The sequence below is a fragment of the Actinomadura rifamycini DSM 43936 genome, from assembly GCF_000425065.1.
Classification (GTDB): Bacteria; Actinomycetota; Actinomycetes; order Streptosporangiales; family Streptosporangiaceae; genus Spirillospora; species Spirillospora rifamycini.
In genome coordinates, this window is sequence record NZ_AULB01000026.1 from 97,307 (window position 1) to 111,987 (window position 14,681).

Below are 14,681 nucleotides of genomic sequence, written 5' to 3' on the forward strand. Positions count from 1 at the left end.
GCCGCCCGCGCCCGCTGAGCCGTCCGTCAGCGCGCCGCGCGCGAGCGGCCCGCGACGACCGCGACCATGACCGCGGCGGTGGCCCCGCCGAGCAGCAGCACCGCCGACGGCGACGTGCGGTCCACGACGATGCCGCCGACCAGGGCGCCGGTCGACAGGGTCGCCTGGAACGACGCGGTGAACAGCACCGACGCGGCTTCCGGCGCGTGCGGGGCGGCCCTGACGAACCACGTCTGCGAGCACACCGGCACGGCGCCGTACCCCAGGCCCCACACCACCAGCAGCGCCACCGCGCCCGCCTCCCACCTGCCCAGGACGGGAAGCGCGAGCGCGGCCACCGCGATCAGTCCCGCCGCCGTGCCGAACGCGGCGCGCGGACGGCGCGCGACGGCGGCGCCCGCGACGAAGTTGCCGACGATGCCCGCGGCCCCGAACGCCAGCAGGAACACCGTGACCGATCCCGCGGACACCCGCGTGACCCCCTCCAGGAACGGCGCCACGTAGGTGTAGGCGCCGAAGTGCGCGAGGACGACCAGCACCGTCGCCGCCAGCGCGAAGCGGCTGCCGCGGGCCGCGCCGCGCAGCGCGTCCAGCCCGGTGGCCCGCTCCCCGGGCAGCGGCGGCACCAGCACGGCCAGCGCGACGAGCACCGCCGCCGACAGGACGCCCAGCACCGCGAAACTGACCCGCCACCCGCCCACGCTCCCGATCAGCGTCCCCAGCGGAACCCCGAGCACCGACCCCAGCGGGACCGCCGCGAACACGACGGCCGTCGCCCGGCGCTCGGAGCGCGCGGGCACCAGCCGTCCGGCCAGGCCCGCGCCGATCGACCAGAACCCGCCGATGACGACGCCGACCAGGACGCGCGACACGAGCATCGCCCAGTACGCGGGTGCGGCCGCGGCGATGAAGTTCGCCGCCGCCAGCAGGAACATCAGGGCGCACAGCATCGCCCGCCGGTCGACCCGCGCCGTCGCGACGGTGAGCGCGGGGGCCGCGAGGGCCGCCAGGAACCCGGGCATCGTCATCATCAGCCCGGCCGTGCCGTCGGAGACGGCGAAGCTCGAACCGACGGACGTCAGCAGCCCGATCGGGAGGATCTCGGTGGTGACGATCGAGAAGATCCCGAGCGTCACCGACAGCACCGCCGGCCACCCGGCCGGCCCCGGCGGCGCGGCCGGACGGCCGCCCGGTTCGACGAGCGTGGTCATCGCGACCCCGTCCTGTGTCGGTGGAGGTGGACGCCTCCCACCCAACAAGCGCCGCCGCGGAGGGTCTGGCGGGTTCGCGACCTCAACCGTCCCGCCCGCGATGAGAAGATCAACGGATGCCGGTCGACCCCCACCTGCTCGCCGTGTTCACGGTGACCACGATCGTCGCGCTCGTCACCCCGGGCCCCGACATGCTGTTCGTCCTCGGCTGCGGCGTGCGCGGCGGCGCCCGCGCGGGCCTGCTGGCCACGCTCGGCGTCATCACCGGCGACGCGCTCTACATCGTCGCGGCCACCGCCGGACTCGCCGCGCTCCTGACGGCGTTCCCCGTCGCGTTCACCGTGATCCGCATCGCGGGCGCCGCGTACCTGATCTACCTCGGCGTCCAGCTGATCCGGAACCGCGGGAGCAACCAGGCCCCCGACGGGACGTCCGGCCGCCGCGCGTTCCTCAACGGCGTCGTGTCCGCGGCGGCCAACCCGCAGACCTTCACGTTCATGGTCGCCTTCCTCCCGCAGTTCATCGATCCCGCCGCCGGTCCCGTCTGGCTCCAGGTCGCGATCCTCGGCGGCGTCCTGATCACCCTCGAGTTCCTCGCGGACGGCACCGTCGGCGTCCTCGCGGGCCGCATCGGCGGCTGGCTCCGCACCCGCGAGACCGTCCGCCGCCGCCTCGACGCGGCCACCGGCGGCACGTTCATCGGCCTCGGCGTCACCCTCGCCGCCGAACGCTGAGCGGCGCGGGCCGTAGGCGACACTGCCGGGAGCGCGGCCTGGACGCCCGGCTCGAACGCGAGGAACCACGCGTCCCGCACCGGCGGCGCGCCGAGCGCGCCGCCGACCCGACCGCCGCCGGACGATGTGCCTCATGACCGGTTGGGGCGACGGCTACCGCCGCGCGCGACTCGAAGCCCTGCACGACGAGGGGAATGAGACCCTGAACGGGAACCGACCGTCCGCCGAGGGAGCCGCCATGCCCATCCGCCGCGCCATGCCCGATTTCCATACCGAGGCCATGGACGAGAGCCGCGACTTCTACGGCCTCCTCGGCTTCGAGGAGGTCATGAACCACGGCTGGGTGATGACGCTCGCCTCCCCGTCCAACCCCACCGCCCAGGTCACCTTCCTGACGCACGACGCGACCGCGCCGGTCGTCCCCGACATGAGCGTCGAGGTGGAGGACGTGGACGCGGCCTACGCGGCGATGCGCGAGGCCGGCGCGGAGATCGTCCATCCCTTGCAGGACGAGGAGTGGGGCGTCCGCCGCTTCTTCGTCCGCGACCCCAACGGCCGCGTCATCAACGTCCTGTCCCAGTAACGCCTTCCGCGATCCGAGTGCCGCCGAACAGATCGGCCGATCGCGCCCACCATTGCTCTCCTGGCCCCCGTCGGCCGTGTGTTCCGGCGTCCCGGAAGGGCGGGTCACTTGCCGGTGGTCGCCTTGAGGGTGCCGACGAGCCGCGCCCACTCCCGTCGCCCGAGCACGATGACGCCCCCGTCCGGGTCCTTCGAGTCCCGGATGCCGATGATGCCTTCCAGCGAGGCCGCTTCGACGCAGTCCCCGGTGCCGCTGTGAGTGCTCTTGCGCCAGGTTGCAGGGGCGGGGCCGGCGGCGCCGACTTCTACGCAGTCGTTGTTGCCGCTGTGGCTGCTCTTGCGCCAGTTCGTGCAGGTGAAGTCGTGGCTGGTCATGCTTGTCCTCCGGGTCCTAGGACGAGCCGCTGGCCATCTGGTGGATAAGCCTTGCGGACTTGCTCGTGTTCAAGGCGGAAGCGGTCAGGTGGTCGAAAACCACGTTACTCCGCTCGGTTTCGGACGGCTTTTCCAAGTAAATCCATCCCATGAAGTGCTCCATGTAAAGCACCTCCGGGTACCTCTTGAAGGTGAGCAAAGTGAACGGGCCGTCGATCGCGGCGTGAACGCCGGCCTCGAACGGGAGGACCTGGACCGAAACGTTCGCGAGCTCGCCCAGCTCAAGTACTCGACGTAGCTGTGCTCGCATGACGGTGGTGTCGCCGACCGACCGGTGCAATGTTGACTCGTCGATCACAAGCCTGGCGTGTAGCGGATTCGTGGACGTTGTGAGTCGCTCCTGTCGAGCCAGTCGGGCTTCTACCGCGCGTTCGATCTCTTCCGTGGTTCGGGGACGTGCGCCCCGGAAGATCGCGCGTGCGTAGTCCGCCGTCTGAAGGATCCCTGGAATGAGCTGGGATTGGAAGGTGCGGTAGGTCAGCGCCTCTGACTCGAATGCCAGGTAGTCGCTGAAGCCGGTGCTGAGGACGTCCTCGTAGCTGTGCCACCAGCCCTTCTTGCGGGCCTCGCGGGCGAGTTGGACGAGCTCGGTGCGCTTGTCGCCAGTGATGCCGTACAGCTCGAGGAGCTCCATCACCTCGCCGGAGGTGATCCGCATCTTGGCGTTCTCCATTCGGCTGATCTTGGACTGCTCCCATTCGAGCTCCCGGGCGACCTGGTCGCCGCTGAGTTTGGCCTCCTGGCGTAGTTTCCGCAGCTCGCGGGCGAGGCGTCGGCCTCGGACGGTGGCGGTGTACGGCATCGCGTCCTCACATTATGCGTCGAAGCACATGCGATCAGTCATCATCCTGGAACACTCTGTCACCATACGGCTACGGAGCGGGTGAGGGGTGGGATACGGATGAACGGGCCGCCGGAGACGGTGCGGGAGAGGCGCGCGGTGCTGCTGGCCTGGCTGGCCGGGCAGCTCAACGGGCGCGGGATCGCGGCGGAGGTGCTGGACGTGGACGGCGTGGGCATCCTGCGCGCACGCGCCCGGTGCGTCCGGCACGTGGCGTGCGTGCCCGTCCCGCAGCACGACACGTGGGCGTTCGTCTACTCGGGCGGCTGGGTGCTCGTCACCGACCCGCTCGCGGCGGACACCGTCGGGACGGCGGTGGCGCGGTGAGCACCCAGGAAAAGGAGATCCGGCTGCCGGGGCTCGCGATCGAGGTGTCGGCGGCGCGCCGGTTCGTCCGCGACGTCCTCGGCGAGCACCCGGGACGCGCGGACGCCGTCCTGCTCACGTCCGAGATCGGCACGAACGCCATCGAGCACTCGCGCAGTGGCCGTCCGGGCGGCTCGTTCCTGGTGAACATCCGCTGGACGGTCCGGTGGGTGCGGGCCGCGGTCACCGACGAGGGCGCGCCCGGGGCGCCGTGCCTGCGACGGGCCGGGACGTCGAAGGAGGGCGGGCGCGGCGTCGCGTTACTGGACGAACTGGCCGTGCGCTGGAGGTTCAGCCGCCGCTCCACGCGCGGCACCGAGGTCTGGTTCGTGGTCGCGCCCCTGGAAGCCGAGTCGTGAGCACAAGCGAAGGAGACGCGATGGGCAAGCACGGGAAGAAGCAGGCGTGCGGCGCGTGCGGTGGCAAGGGATGGGTGAAGGTGAACCTGGACAGCAAGGAGCAGAAGATCACCTGCGGCACCTGCAGCGGAACGGGGCAGGGGTGAGCGGGTTTCCGGGGCTTCCGCCGGTCGATCGGCGCCTGTTCGTCCCCGAGACGGTCTGGGCGGTGCGGGACGGCCGGTTCGTGCGGCTGTCGCGCGCCGACGAGCCGGACGCGTGGGAACGGCTCGTGGCGGCGGACGAGCCGGTCGCGACGCGGCTCAAGGACGGGACGTGGCCGACCTCGTCGACGTCCGGGCCCTCGGTGATGGCCCGGATGATCGGCGTCCTGCGGTTGGCGCCCGGCATGCGCGTGCTGGAGATCGGCACGGGGACCGGCTACAACGCCGCCTGCCTGGCCGCGCTCGGGGCCGAGGTCGTGTCGGTCGAGATCGACGGGGAGGCGGCCGAGCACGCCCGGAGGGCGTTGCGCGCCGCGGGCCGTCCGGACGTGGCCGTGATCACCGGGGACGGGGAGGCGGGCGTCCCGGCGCGGGCGCCGTTCGACCGGGTGCTGGCCACGGCGGCGGCGCACACCGTCCCCTACGCGTGGATCGAGCAGACGAGGCCGGGCGGGCTCGTCGTGGTGCCGTGGGCGGCGACGTTCCATCCGTCCGGGCCGCTGGCCGTGCTCACTGTGCGGGAGGACGGCACCGCCGAAGGGCGGTTCTCGGTCCCCGTCTGGTTCATGCCGCTGCACGGGCAGCGGCTCCCGCAGGCGGTGCTGGACGAGACGCAGGAGCGGTGGGAGGCGCGGGGGAGGCCGGACGCCTCCAGGTTCGGGGTCACGGTGACGCCGGACGGGCAGACGGTGTGGCTCGACGAACCCGGCAATCCGGTCGAGACGCGGCCCGTCTCCTAGACGAGGACCTCGCGGTCGCACGAAGCCACACCGGGGGGGCGGGCGCCGGTTCCCTCGGAACCGGCGCCCGCCGGGGTTCAGGACGTGACGCGGGTGAGGTCGGCGATCACCTCGGACGCGACGACGGGGTCGAGGTCGCCGAAGGGGATCGTGGTCCCCGAGTGGCGGCCGGACAGGACGATCGCGTCGCGGAAGTCCTGCTCGGCGAACTCCTCCGGGGCGATCACGCGGATGCCGGGACTGAAGAACGCCATCACGTGCTTGCCGTCCGGCGTCATCAGCATGACCTGGCGCCGGAAGCCGCCGTCCTCCTTCTCGCCGAGTTCCCAGCCGCGCGACGTCATGCCCATGATCCGGCGGAAGTCGACGGTCTTGCCGCTGAACCGGGCGAGGCGGGTCGCGCCGCGCTCGTCGTCGGTCAGGGTGTGGACGGGACGGGCGAGTTGCTCGAACGGTTGCAGGAGTTCGTAGTCGGCGAAGACCTCGCCCCATGGTGCGAGGTCGAAGCGGAGCGGGTGCGGGATCGTCACGGACGCGTCGTCGGGCAGGACGAACGCGTTGTCGTGGACGTCGGCGCACGTGCCGTCCTCGGCGACGCGGAAGGTGGTCGCGTCGGCGGCCCAGACGAGGCGGCGGACGATGTGGCGGAGCAGCGGGTGTTCGGCGAAGATCGTGCGGAACTCGTCAGGGGTCCACGACCGTCCGGTGACCATCGCCCGTTCGAGGCGCTTGATCTGCTCGGACGCGACCGCCCGGGCCCCCTTCTTCAGTTCGGCGAAGCGCTTGTAAGCGGCGGGTGCCAGCTCCGGGTCGTCCTTGACGCCCGGCTTCGGCAGGGTCTTGCGGCCCTTGCCCGCTTCATCCGTCACGAACGGTTTGAGGTGCTCGTCGAACCCGACGACGAACGAGCGGCGCCCGTAGTCGAGCGTCATCGTGCCGTCGACGTCCAGGCCCAAGGGCGGGACGAGCCGGTCGGCGAGCTGCTCGGTGGTGTAGCCGCGCTCCTTCGCGACCCGCTCCAGGGCCGACTTCGCGAACCGCCGGAGCCGCTTCTGGTCGGCCGCCTTCTCGGAGAGCATCTTCAGGTGCCGCAGCGCGGTGGGCGTCCCGAGGCGGGTGAACAGGCTCAGCACCTCCGTGCCGCCCCGGTTCCACGTGTCCCACCCGTCCCAGCGCTTGGCGATCGGGGCCATGAGGTCGGCGGCCCGGTCGTCCCCGAACTTCAGCAGCGCGGTCTCTGCGGCCGGGGACGCCCACCGGTCCGGGTACCGGTCGGCGACGTACAGCGCGTAGGCGAAGTCGGCGAGCGACCCGGGATCGAGCGCCTCCACGACCGGCTCGATCCCCGGGTAGGACGGCTGGGCCTGCGCGATGGCCAGCAGGGTGATGAAGTGCCGGGTCGCGGACGCGGGCAGCGCCTGCTCGCGGCCGCGCAGCAGCACCTGCGGCAGCTGCCCGGGGTCGAGCTCAGCAGGGACGTCCGGCAGCGGGTCGGGGTACCGGTCGAGCGGGTCGGTGGTCAGGGTCGAGATGGCGGCCGCGGCCTCCTCCCCGTAGGACCGCGCCGCCTCCACGATCGCCTCGTGCCCGTGCCGCTGCGCGACGAAGCGGAGCGCCTCCTCGGCGCGGCGCCGGGTCGGGCCGGGCTTGCGGAGCGCGGCCGGGACGGTCAGCCGCGCGGCGTCGGCCCCGTGCATCTCGTACCAGGCCGTCGCCTGGCGGTCGTTCGGCCACTCGCCGAACGACTTGACCATGAGCTGGGCGACGGCGGGGTCGAGGAACGGCAGGAGCCCGAAGAACTGCCGGTGCTTCTTCGCCCGGTGCATGATGAAGCCCAGGGCCGCGAGCCCGTGCCGGGCGGCGGCGCCCTCGTACAGGAGGTGCGAGGGATGCTCGGTCCAGGTGTCCCAGTAGCGCTCGTCCGCGAGGAGCCTCTCCCCGATCTCCAGGGGCGCCTGCATGATGAGCGCGACGAACGACAGCCGCCGCCGAGGGAGGTCCTCCTCCAGCGCCCCGCCGCTCTCGAAGATCCCGGCGATCCGCTCCCAGTCGGTGTCGTCGGGCAGCCGCGGCAGCCGCTTCAGTCGTTCGGGGTCGGTCAGCCACTCCTCGCGCACGCCCGGGGCCCAGCGCACGGCCGTGGGCTCCTTGGGGGCCTTCAGCTTGAGGACGACCGGTTCCGCGGTCCGGGACGCGCGCGCCCACGGCGGGTCGGCGAGCAAGGGCGGAAGGGCGCTCGCGGGGGCCTCCGGGAGGCGGGGCGTTTCCGTCATGTCTCTGCTTTCGGGTTCTGGACGGCCGGTGGCGTCGGGTCGGTCGTGAGGGCGGTGAGGAGCTCGGACACGGCGACGGGGTCCACGTCGCCCCACCGCGCCTGCCGCGCGCCCACCAGGAGGACGGCGTGGAGCTCCTGCTCCGCGTACCGGTGGGGATGCCTGACGTGGATCCCGGGTTCGAACGTGACCATCAGTGCGTGCCCGTCGGGTGTCGTGCGGTGCAGCTGCCGCTGCCGGACCATGCGCAGCGGCGGGGCCGGGAGGCTCCAGCCGCGCGCGGTCAGCGCGACGATCCGGCCGGTCGGGACCCTGGTGCCGCGGAGCCGGCCCAGCGACACCGACGCCCGCTCGCCGTCGGTCAGGACATGGGCGGGACGGGCGAGCTGCGCGAACGGCTGCGACACGGCGTGCCCGGCGAAGACGTCGGCCCACGCCTCGGCGCCGTCCAGGCGGACCGGGTGCGGCAGCGTGATCCGGGCGCCCTCCGGCGGGACGAACGGGACGCCCCGGACATCGGCGAACGCGCCGTCGTCCAGGACGCGGAACGCCGCCGAACCGTCCGGGCCGGGCGGGCTCGCGGACCAGACGAGCCGCCGGGCGAGGCGTCCGAGCAGCGGATGCGCGACGAGCACCTCGCGGAACTCGTCCACCGCCCACGAACGCCCGGACAGCATCGCCTCTTCGAGGCGTCCCGCCTGCTCGGCGAGGACGGCGCGGACGTCGTCCGCGGGGGCGTCCGGGCCGAGCCGCGGGACCAGCCGGTCCGCGAGCTGCGCGGGCGTCAGCCCGCGGACCCGCGCGGCCGTGCCGAGCCGGTCCCGCGCGGCGGCGCGCAGCTCCGCGGCGGCCGCGGTGCGGGCGAGCCGGTCCAGGTGGGCGGGGGCGTCGTCCGGCGCCATCACGGCCAGCACCTCGACGGCCTCGTGCCCGGCCCCCGGCGGGACCGCCGCGTCGTCCCAGCCGCCCATCTCGCGGGCGAGCCGCGCGGCCGTCCGGCCGTCGCCGAGCCGCTGCAGCGCGTACCGGACGTCCGGCGCGGCCCAGCGGCCGTCCGCGCGGTCCCGGTGCTCGTACAGGGCCCAGGCGAGGTCGGCGAGGGACGCGCGGTCGAGGCGGGTGAGGACCTGCTCGCAGCCCCCGTACGGCTCCTCGACCGTCGACATCCGCAGCATCGTGACCAGGGCCCGGACCGCCGGGACGGGCAGCGCCGCGGCCCGCCCGCGCAGCAGCACCCGCGGGAGCCGCTCGCGGACGAACGCCTCGTCCGGTTCGGGCGGCGGGTCGGGGCACTGCAGCAAGGGGTCGAGGCCGAGCGCCTCCACCGCCGCGGCGGCCTCCGCGCCGTACTCCCGCGCCGCCGCGACGACGCACCGGACGCCGTGCACCCGCGCGATCAGCGCCAGCGCCCGTCCGGCCCGGTCGCGCTCGGGGCCGGGGTCGCGCAGCGCGTCCGGGACGACGAACACCGCGGCGTCCCGGCCGTGGCACATGAACCAGACGCGGGCCTGGTCCGCGCGGGCGGAGTCGCCGTCCAGCGCGCCGACCATGACGCGGGCGACGGCGGCGTCCCGGAAGGGCGCGAGAGCCGTCACGAGGCCGTGCCGCTCGGCCGCGCGGAGCAGCAGCGCGAGCGCCGCGAGGCCGCGGCGGGCCGCGATCCGCAGGAGGGCCGCCTCGGACTCCGCGCCGGACCAGGCGTCGAAGTACCGCTCGTCCCGGAGCAGCTCCCGCGCGAGATCGTCCGGGCCGCGCATGACCAGCCAGTAGTACTCGCGGCGCGACCCGGCCGGGTCGCCGCGGAGGCGTTCCGCGACCTCCGCCCAGTCGGTGGCGGCGGGCGGCGCCGGCAGCAGGTCGTGCAGGGCGGCGTCCGGCACGGCCTCCCACCCCTGCCGCAGCCCGAGCGGCCACGCTTCGGCGGGCGGCGCCGCCGGGGCCTCCAGCCCGCGCAGGACGACCGGCTCCCCGGCGCGCGCCGCCCGGGCCCAGGGCGGGTCGGCGAGCAGGGGCGGGAGGGCCCGCGGGGCGGCGTCCGGCACGGGGGGAGCGTCCATCACGCGTCCCGGTCCGCTCCGGTCAGCTTCGTCAGCGCGGCGAGCACCTCCGACGCCAGGACGGGCCCGAACTCGTCGAGCGTGAGGGGGCTCCCGTACCGGGAGGCGCCGAGCCGCACCTGGGCGATCTCCTGGACGGGCGCGTCCTCGGGGGTGAGGACGCGGATGCCCGGCTCGATGTGGACGGTGACGAACCGGTCCTTCACCAGTTCGAGCGAGACGTCCCGCTGGTACCCGCCGGTCTCCTTCGCCCCGAAGACCCAGCCCGCGCGGACGAGCCCGAAGATCGGCCCGTTCGGGACGCGCGCGCCCTCGAACCGGGCCAGCCGCGACGCCGCCCGCTCGTCCGGCGCGGGCTCGTGCACGACCCGTCCGAGCTGGGGGAACGGCTGGAGGATCTCGTAGTCGGCGAACACCTCGGCCCAGCCCGCGCGGTCCTTGACCAGCAGCGGGTGCGGGAGCGTGACCGAGGCGTCCGCGGGGAGGGCGAACGCGTCGTCGCGGACGTCGGCGAACGTGCCGTCCTCCGCGATGCGGAACGGGTCGGGCCCGGCGGACCAGACGAGCCGGCGGGCGAGGTGCCGCATCAGCGGATGCTCCGCGAGCACCTCGCGGAACTCGTCCGCCGCCCACGACCGTCCGGTGACCATCGCCCGCTCCAGCCGGGTGATCTGGTCGGCGGCGACGTCCCGGACCTCCTTCCTGAGGTCGCCGAACCGCCGGTACGCGGCCGGGGCGAGGGCGCCGTCGTCCTTCGCGCCCGGCTTCGGGAGCGTCGCGCGCCGCTCGCCGCTCCCGTCGAGCACGTACGGTTCGAGTTCCTCGTCGAACCCGACGCGGAAGCGGCGCGGCCCGTAGTCGAGCGTCATCCCGCCGTCGGCGTCGAGGCCGAAGTCCGGGACGAGCCGGTCCGCGAGCTGCTCGGTCGTGATGCCCTGCCTCTGAGCGACGGCCTGCAGCCGCCAGTGCGCGTGCACCTGCATCCGCTTGACGTCGGCCGCCTTGCGCGCGAGCCGGTCGAGGTGCCGCAGCGTGTCGGGGGAGTCGATCGCCGTCAGCACGTCCAGCGCCCGCAGCCCGCCCGAATAGACCCGGTTCTTGCTCCACCGGACCATCGCCGCCGCGAGCCGCGCGGCCGTTTCGGCGTCCCCGAGCCGCTGCACCGCGTACTCGGTGCCCGGCGACGCCCAAGCGTTCGGGACGTACCCCTCCGCGAGGTACATCGCCCAGGCGAGTTCCGCGAGCGACGCGGGATCGAGGTGCTCGAAGACCTGCTCGCAGCCCGCGTACGGGTCCTTGACCGAGGAGATCCGCAGCATCGTCACGAGGTTCCGGACCGCCGGCACCGGCAGGGCCGCCTCCCGGCCGCGCAGCAGCACCGGCGGCAGCTTCTCGCGGACGAACTCCTCGTCGGGCTCCGGCAGCGGATCGGGGAACCGGTCGAGGGGGTCGAGGCCGAGCGCCTCCATTCCCGCGACGGCCTCGTCGCCGTACTCCCGCGCCGCTGCGAGGACGCAGTCACCGCCGTGCTCGCGGACGATGACCGCGATGGCCTCCTCGGCGTGCGTCCGCTTCGGGCCGGGCTTGCGCAGCGCCTCCGGGACGAGGAACGGTACCGCCGCCGGACCGTGCCACGCCGCCCAGGCGCGCCCCGCCGCCTCGTTCCGCTTCCAGCCCTTCAGCATGAACTGGGCGGTCGCGTCGTCGACGAACGGGACCAGCGCCTCCGCGCAGGTGATGTGCTCCTTCGCGGCGTGCAGGAGCAGCCGGTGCGCGGCGAGCCCGTGCCGGGCGGCGACCCGTTTGAGGTCGTCGACGTACACCCAGCCGGAATGGTCGTCGAAGTACCGCTCGTCCGCGAGCAGCTCGACGGCCAGGTCGTCCGGCCCGTCCAGGACCAGCCAGCGCCACCGGATGCTGCGGTCCCCGCCGCGCAGGCCCTCCAGGGCCTCGCCGCCGCGGTAGTAGTCGGCGATCGCCTCCCAGTCGACGTCGTCCGGGACGGGCGTCTCCGACGCCCCGTACGGGCTCGGCGCGCTCGCGAACTCCTCCCGCAGCCCGGGCGGCCACGACTCGGCGGCGGGCGCCTTCGGGCGCTTCAGGCCCTTCACGACGATCGGTTCGGCGGGCGGCGGCGTCCGGCGGCGGGTCCACGGAGGCTCGGCCAGCAGGGCCGGGACATCGCTCGCGGCGGCCTCGGGGACGCGGGGTGTTTCCGGCATCGTTTCCGTTTCATGGTCGGGTCCGGCGGCGACAAAGTGAGCAGGCGGTCGCACACCGTGGGAGATCATGCAGATTACGACGACCGGGTGACAGCGGATCGTTCCGTGGAAATGGGGATTCGGGCATGGCAGTGACGCGTCGGCAGGTCCTCGCGGGGACGGGCACGTTCGGAGCGGGCATCGCGGTCATCGGCGCCGTCGACCACCTGTTCGGCGGCACCACGTTCGGGGACGGCGCCGACGCCGTCGTCGGCCCCGCCCGCGAGACCGGGTACGGGCCGCTCGTCCCCGACCCGGACGGCCTGCTCGACCTGCCGCGCGGCTTCCGGTACACCGTCGTGTCCCGCGAGGGCGACCCGCTGCGGTCGGGGGAGGGCCCGGTCCCGGGCCACTTCGACGGCATGGCCGCGTTCCCCGCGCGCGGCCGGAACGTCCGGCTCGTCCGCAACCACGAGAACCGGCAGGACGCCGAACGGCGCGTCCCCGTCGTCCACGGCCTCACCTACGACCCCGAGGGCCCGGGCGGCTGCACCGTCGTCGAGGTCGACGCGGCCCACCGGGTCCGCGAGGAGCGCGTCGCGATCGCCGGGACGGCCGTGAACTGCGCCGGCGGCCCCACCCCCTGGCGGAGCTGGCTGACCTGCGAGGAGACCGAGGACAAAGCGGGCGACAACGGCTACACCAAGGACCACGGCTTCGTCTTCGAGGTCGACCCCAACCAGCACGGCCGCACCGTCCCCGAGCCGCTCACCGGCCTCGGCCGGTTCCAGCACGAGGCCGTCGCGATCGACCCGCGCGACGGCACCGTCTACGAGACCGAGGACGCGTTCGACGAACCGTTCGGCCTGTTCTACCGGTTCCTCCCGAAGAACCCGCGCGGCGGCTTCGGCAGCCTCCGCGCCGGCGGGCGCCTCGAAGCCCTGCGCGTCCCCGACGTCCCGGACCTCTCCGTCGTCCAGGAACCCGGCACGGTGTTCGAGCACGTCGAGTGGGTGGAGGTCCCCGATCCGCTCGCCCGCGAGACGCCCGTCCGCCTCCAGGACTTCGGCACCGGCGTCACCCACGCGCAGAAGCTCGAGGGCTGCTACTGGAGCGGCGACCGCGTCCACTTCGTGTCCAGCTACGCCCGCAGCGAGGAAGGCTCCCACGCCGACCACTACGGGCAGGTCTGGTCGTACGAGCCGCACGCCGGCCGCCTCACGCTCGTGATCGTCTTCGGCCCCGGCGCGGACACCGGAACCCCCGGCGACGCGCCCGACAACATCTGCACGGCCCCGCAGGGCGGCCTGATGATCTGCGAGGACGGCGACGGCGCCCAGCACGTCTTCGGCGTGACCCGCCGCCGCACCGTCTACCCGATGGCCCGCAACCGCCAGAACATCGGCGGCACCGGCACCCCCGAATGGGGCGAGTTCGCCGGCATCACCTTCGCCCCCGACGCCCGCACCATGTTCGTCAACGTCTACACCCCCGGCACCACCTTCGCCATAACCGGCCCCTGGCACCCCCTCTGACCCCGGCGCCCACCCGCGCGGGCGCCCCCGAGCAGGCCGTGGGGCGTTCCGCGCGCGTCGGCCGCCCGCCGCGCGCGTGGTGGCCGGGCGGGTGTCCCTGCGTGGGGGCGGGACTTCCCCCGCGCGGCCGTAGGGCGCTCGGGGCCCGGAGGCCGTGCGGGAGGGGTGGGTCAGATTCGGCGGAGGCGGACTCGTCGGACCGCGTGGTGCTTGTCCTTGTGGAGGACGAGCGTGGCGCGGGCGCGGGTCGGGAGGATGTTCGACACGAGGTTCATCTCGTTGACGTCGCGCCACACGCGCTGCGCGAACGCGGCCGTCTCGTCCTCGTCCAGTTCGCTCGCGTACTTGTGGAAGTAGGAGCGCGGGTCGGTGAAGGCGGTGCGGCGCAGGGCGAAGAACCGGTCGATGTACCACTGCCGGATGTCCTCGACCCGGGCGTCCACGTAGATGGAGAAGTCGAAGAAGTCGGACACGCCGAGGGCGCCGGGCGGCGGCGGCTGGAGGACGTTCAGGCCCTCGACGATCAGGATGTCGGGGCGCCGCACGGTCTGCCGGGCGTCCGGGACGATGTCGTACTCCAGGTGCGAGTACACCGGGATCGACGCCTCCTCCGCGCCCGCCTTGATCGACGAGACGAACCGGACGAGCGCCCGCCGGTCGTACGACTCCGGGAACCCCTTCCGCTCCATCATGCCGCGCTCGGTCAAAATCGCGTTCGGATGGAGGAAACTGTCGGTCGTGACCAGCTCCACGCTCGGGTGCTCGGGCCAGCGGGCCAGTAGCGTGCGCAGCAGCCGCGACGTCGTCGACTTCCCGACCGCGACGCTGCCCGCCACACCGATGATGAACGGTGTGGGCTTCACCTCGTCCCCGAGGAACTCGCTGACGGTGCCGCGCAGTCCGGTGTCGGCGAGGAAGAACAGGTTCAGCAGCCGGGACAGCGGCAGGTAGACCTCCTCGACCTCGGTGATGTCGATCGGGTCCCGCACGCCGCGCAGGGCGTCCAGCTCGCCGGCCGTCAGCGGCAGCGGCGTGCTCTCGCGCAGCCGGCGCCACGCGTCGCGGGAGAGTTCCACATAGGGGCTCGGCACGCCGTCCCATCCGTTCATGCCAGTAACGTAACGGCCTGTTCAGGTCCGTTCCG

Annotated in this window: 14 protein-coding genes; 7 read left to right on the forward strand and 7 right to left on the reverse strand. The window is 73.6% G+C overall.

Features of this window, described 5'->3' with window-relative positions; translation table 11 throughout:
* Window positions 1-26 precede the first annotated feature (26 nt).
* Window positions 27-1,211 (reverse strand): MFS transporter, encoded by a 1,185-nt coding sequence (locus tag H505_RS0124530; protein ID WP_026404096.1) that lies wholly within the window; start codon window positions 1,209-1,211, stop codon window positions 27-29.
* A gap of 116 nt (window positions 1,212-1,327) precedes the next feature.
* Between H505_RS0124530 and H505_RS0124535 the strand changes: the two genes are divergently transcribed.
* Window positions 1,328-1,945, forward strand: a complete 618-nt coding sequence (locus H505_RS0124535) for a LysE family translocator (RefSeq protein ID WP_026404097.1) — start codon at window positions 1,328-1,330, stop codon at window positions 1,943-1,945.
* Window positions 1,946-2,183: 238 nt separating this feature from the next.
* A complete protein-coding gene (locus H505_RS0124540) occupies window positions 2,184-2,528 on the forward strand; it encodes a VOC family protein (RefSeq protein ID WP_026404098.1) in 345 nt (114 codons plus the stop codon).
* A 104-nt stretch (window positions 2,529-2,632) separates the two neighbouring features.
* Here the strand turns inward: H505_RS0124540 and H505_RS0124545 are convergent, their stop codons facing one another.
* Window positions 2,633-2,902 (reverse strand): DUF397 domain-containing protein, encoded by a 270-nt coding sequence (locus tag H505_RS0124545; protein WP_026404099.1) that lies wholly within the window; start codon window positions 2,900-2,902, stop codon window positions 2,633-2,635.
* A gap of 16 nt (window positions 2,903-2,918) precedes the next feature.
* On the reverse strand, window positions 2,919-3,764 hold the full coding sequence (locus H505_RS44100) for a helix-turn-helix domain-containing protein (protein WP_034519608.1): 846 nt from the start codon (window positions 3,762-3,764) through the stop codon (window positions 2,919-2,921).
* A 99-nt stretch (window positions 3,765-3,863) separates the two neighbouring features.
* On the opposite strand from H505_RS44100, the gene H505_RS50690 reads away from it, so the two are divergent.
* From H505_RS50690 to H505_RS0124565, 4 genes are read left to right on the forward strand one after another with little or no spacing between them, the layout of a single operon-like run.
* Window positions 3,864-4,130 (forward strand): hypothetical protein, encoded by a 267-nt coding sequence (locus H505_RS50690; protein WP_026404100.1) that lies wholly within the window; start codon window positions 3,864-3,866, stop codon window positions 4,128-4,130.
* Window positions 4,127-4,528: an ATP-binding protein gene (locus H505_RS50695; protein ID WP_034519610.1), complete on the forward strand. Its 402-nt coding sequence runs from the start codon at window positions 4,127-4,129 to the stop codon at window positions 4,526-4,528. The genes H505_RS50690 and H505_RS50695 overlap by 4 nt, the downstream gene beginning before the upstream one ends.
* Window positions 4,529-4,548: 20 nt before the next feature.
* Window positions 4,549-4,674, forward strand: coding sequence for a hypothetical protein (locus H505_RS52490; protein ID WP_267898520.1), 126 nt, complete (start codon window positions 4,549-4,551; stop codon window positions 4,672-4,674).
* Complete coding sequence (locus tag H505_RS0124565) at window positions 4,671-5,471, forward strand: methyltransferase domain-containing protein (RefSeq protein ID WP_034519611.1); 801 nt, start codon at window positions 4,671-4,673, stop codon at window positions 5,469-5,471. The genes H505_RS52490 and H505_RS0124565 overlap by 4 nt, the downstream gene beginning before the upstream one ends.
* A gap of 77 nt (window positions 5,472-5,548) precedes the next feature.
* Here H505_RS0124565 and H505_RS44110 read toward each other — a convergent pair whose 3' ends face one another.
* Genes H505_RS44110 through H505_RS44115 form a run of 3 tightly spaced genes read right to left on the reverse strand, consistent with a single transcriptional unit; the run spans window position 5,549 to window position 12,023 of the window.
* Window positions 5,549-7,744, reverse strand: a complete 2,196-nt coding sequence (locus H505_RS44110; RefSeq protein WP_034519613.1) for a DUF4132 domain-containing protein — start codon at window positions 7,742-7,744, stop codon at window positions 5,549-5,551.
* Window positions 7,741-9,801: a DUF4132 domain-containing protein gene (locus H505_RS0124575; RefSeq protein WP_026404102.1), complete on the reverse strand. Its 2,061-nt coding sequence runs from the start codon at window positions 9,799-9,801 to the stop codon at window positions 7,741-7,743. Before H505_RS0124575 ends, H505_RS44110 begins: the two co-directional genes overlap by 4 nt.
* On the reverse strand, window positions 9,801-12,023 hold the full coding sequence (locus H505_RS44115; protein ID WP_051301111.1) for a DUF4132 domain-containing protein: 2,223 nt from the start codon (window positions 12,021-12,023) through the stop codon (window positions 9,801-9,803). The genes H505_RS0124575 and H505_RS44115 overlap by 1 nt, the downstream gene beginning before the upstream one ends.
* A 125-nt stretch (window positions 12,024-12,148) precedes the next feature.
* On the opposite strand from H505_RS44115, the gene H505_RS0124585 reads away from it, so the two are divergent.
* Complete coding sequence (locus H505_RS0124585; RefSeq protein ID WP_026404103.1) at window positions 12,149-13,537, forward strand: alkaline phosphatase PhoX; 1,389 nt, start codon at window positions 12,149-12,151, stop codon at window positions 13,535-13,537.
* A 170-nt stretch (window positions 13,538-13,707) separates the two neighbouring features.
* Here the strand turns inward: H505_RS0124585 and coaA are convergent, their stop codons facing one another.
* Window positions 13,708-14,646 carry a type I pantothenate kinase gene (coaA, locus tag H505_RS0124590; protein ID WP_169528858.1) on the reverse strand — a complete coding sequence of 313 codons (939 nt, stop codon included), beginning with the start codon at window positions 14,644-14,646 and terminating at the stop codon, window positions 13,708-13,710.
* Window positions 14,647-14,681 lie beyond the last annotated feature (35 nt).

Bases quoted from the DNA above. Each gene is read 5' to 3' on its own strand.
- H505_RS0124530 (WP_026404096.1), bottom strand. From the start codon at position 1,211: ATGACCACGCTCGTCGAACCGGGCGGCCGTCCGGCCGCGCCGCCGGGG.
- H505_RS0124535 (WP_026404097.1), top strand. From the start codon at position 1,328: ATGCCGGTCGACCCCCACCTGCTCGCCGTGTTCACGGTGACCACGATC.
- H505_RS0124540 (WP_026404098.1), top strand. From the start codon at position 2,184: ATGCCCATCCGCCGCGCCATGCCCGATTTCCATACCGAGGCCATGGAC.
- H505_RS0124545 (WP_026404099.1), bottom strand. From the start codon at position 2,902: ATGACCAGCCACGACTTCACCTGCACGAACTGGCGCAAGAGCAGCCAC.
- H505_RS44100 (WP_034519608.1), bottom strand. From the start codon at position 3,764: ATGCCGTACACCGCCACCGTCCGAGGCCGACGCCTCGCCCGCGAGCTG.
- H505_RS50690 (WP_026404100.1), top strand. From the start codon at position 3,864: ATGAACGGGCCGCCGGAGACGGTGCGGGAGAGGCGCGCGGTGCTGCTG.
- H505_RS52490 (WP_267898520.1), top strand. From the start codon at position 4,549: ATGGGCAAGCACGGGAAGAAGCAGGCGTGCGGCGCGTGCGGTGGCAAG.
- H505_RS44110 (WP_034519613.1), bottom strand. From the start codon at position 7,744: ATGACGGAAACGCCCCGCCTCCCGGAGGCCCCCGCGAGCGCCCTTCCG.
- H505_RS0124575 (WP_026404102.1), bottom strand. From the start codon at position 9,801: ATGGACGCTCCCCCCGTGCCGGACGCCGCCCCGCGGGCCCTCCCGCCC.
- H505_RS44115 (WP_051301111.1), bottom strand. From the start codon at position 12,023: ATGCCGGAAACACCCCGCGTCCCCGAGGCCGCCGCGAGCGATGTCCCG.
- H505_RS0124585 (WP_026404103.1), top strand. From the start codon at position 12,149: ATGGCAGTGACGCGTCGGCAGGTCCTCGCGGGGACGGGCACGTTCGGA.
- coaA (WP_169528858.1), bottom strand. From the start codon at position 14,646: ATGAACGGATGGGACGGCGTGCCGAGCCCCTATGTGGAACTCTCCCGC.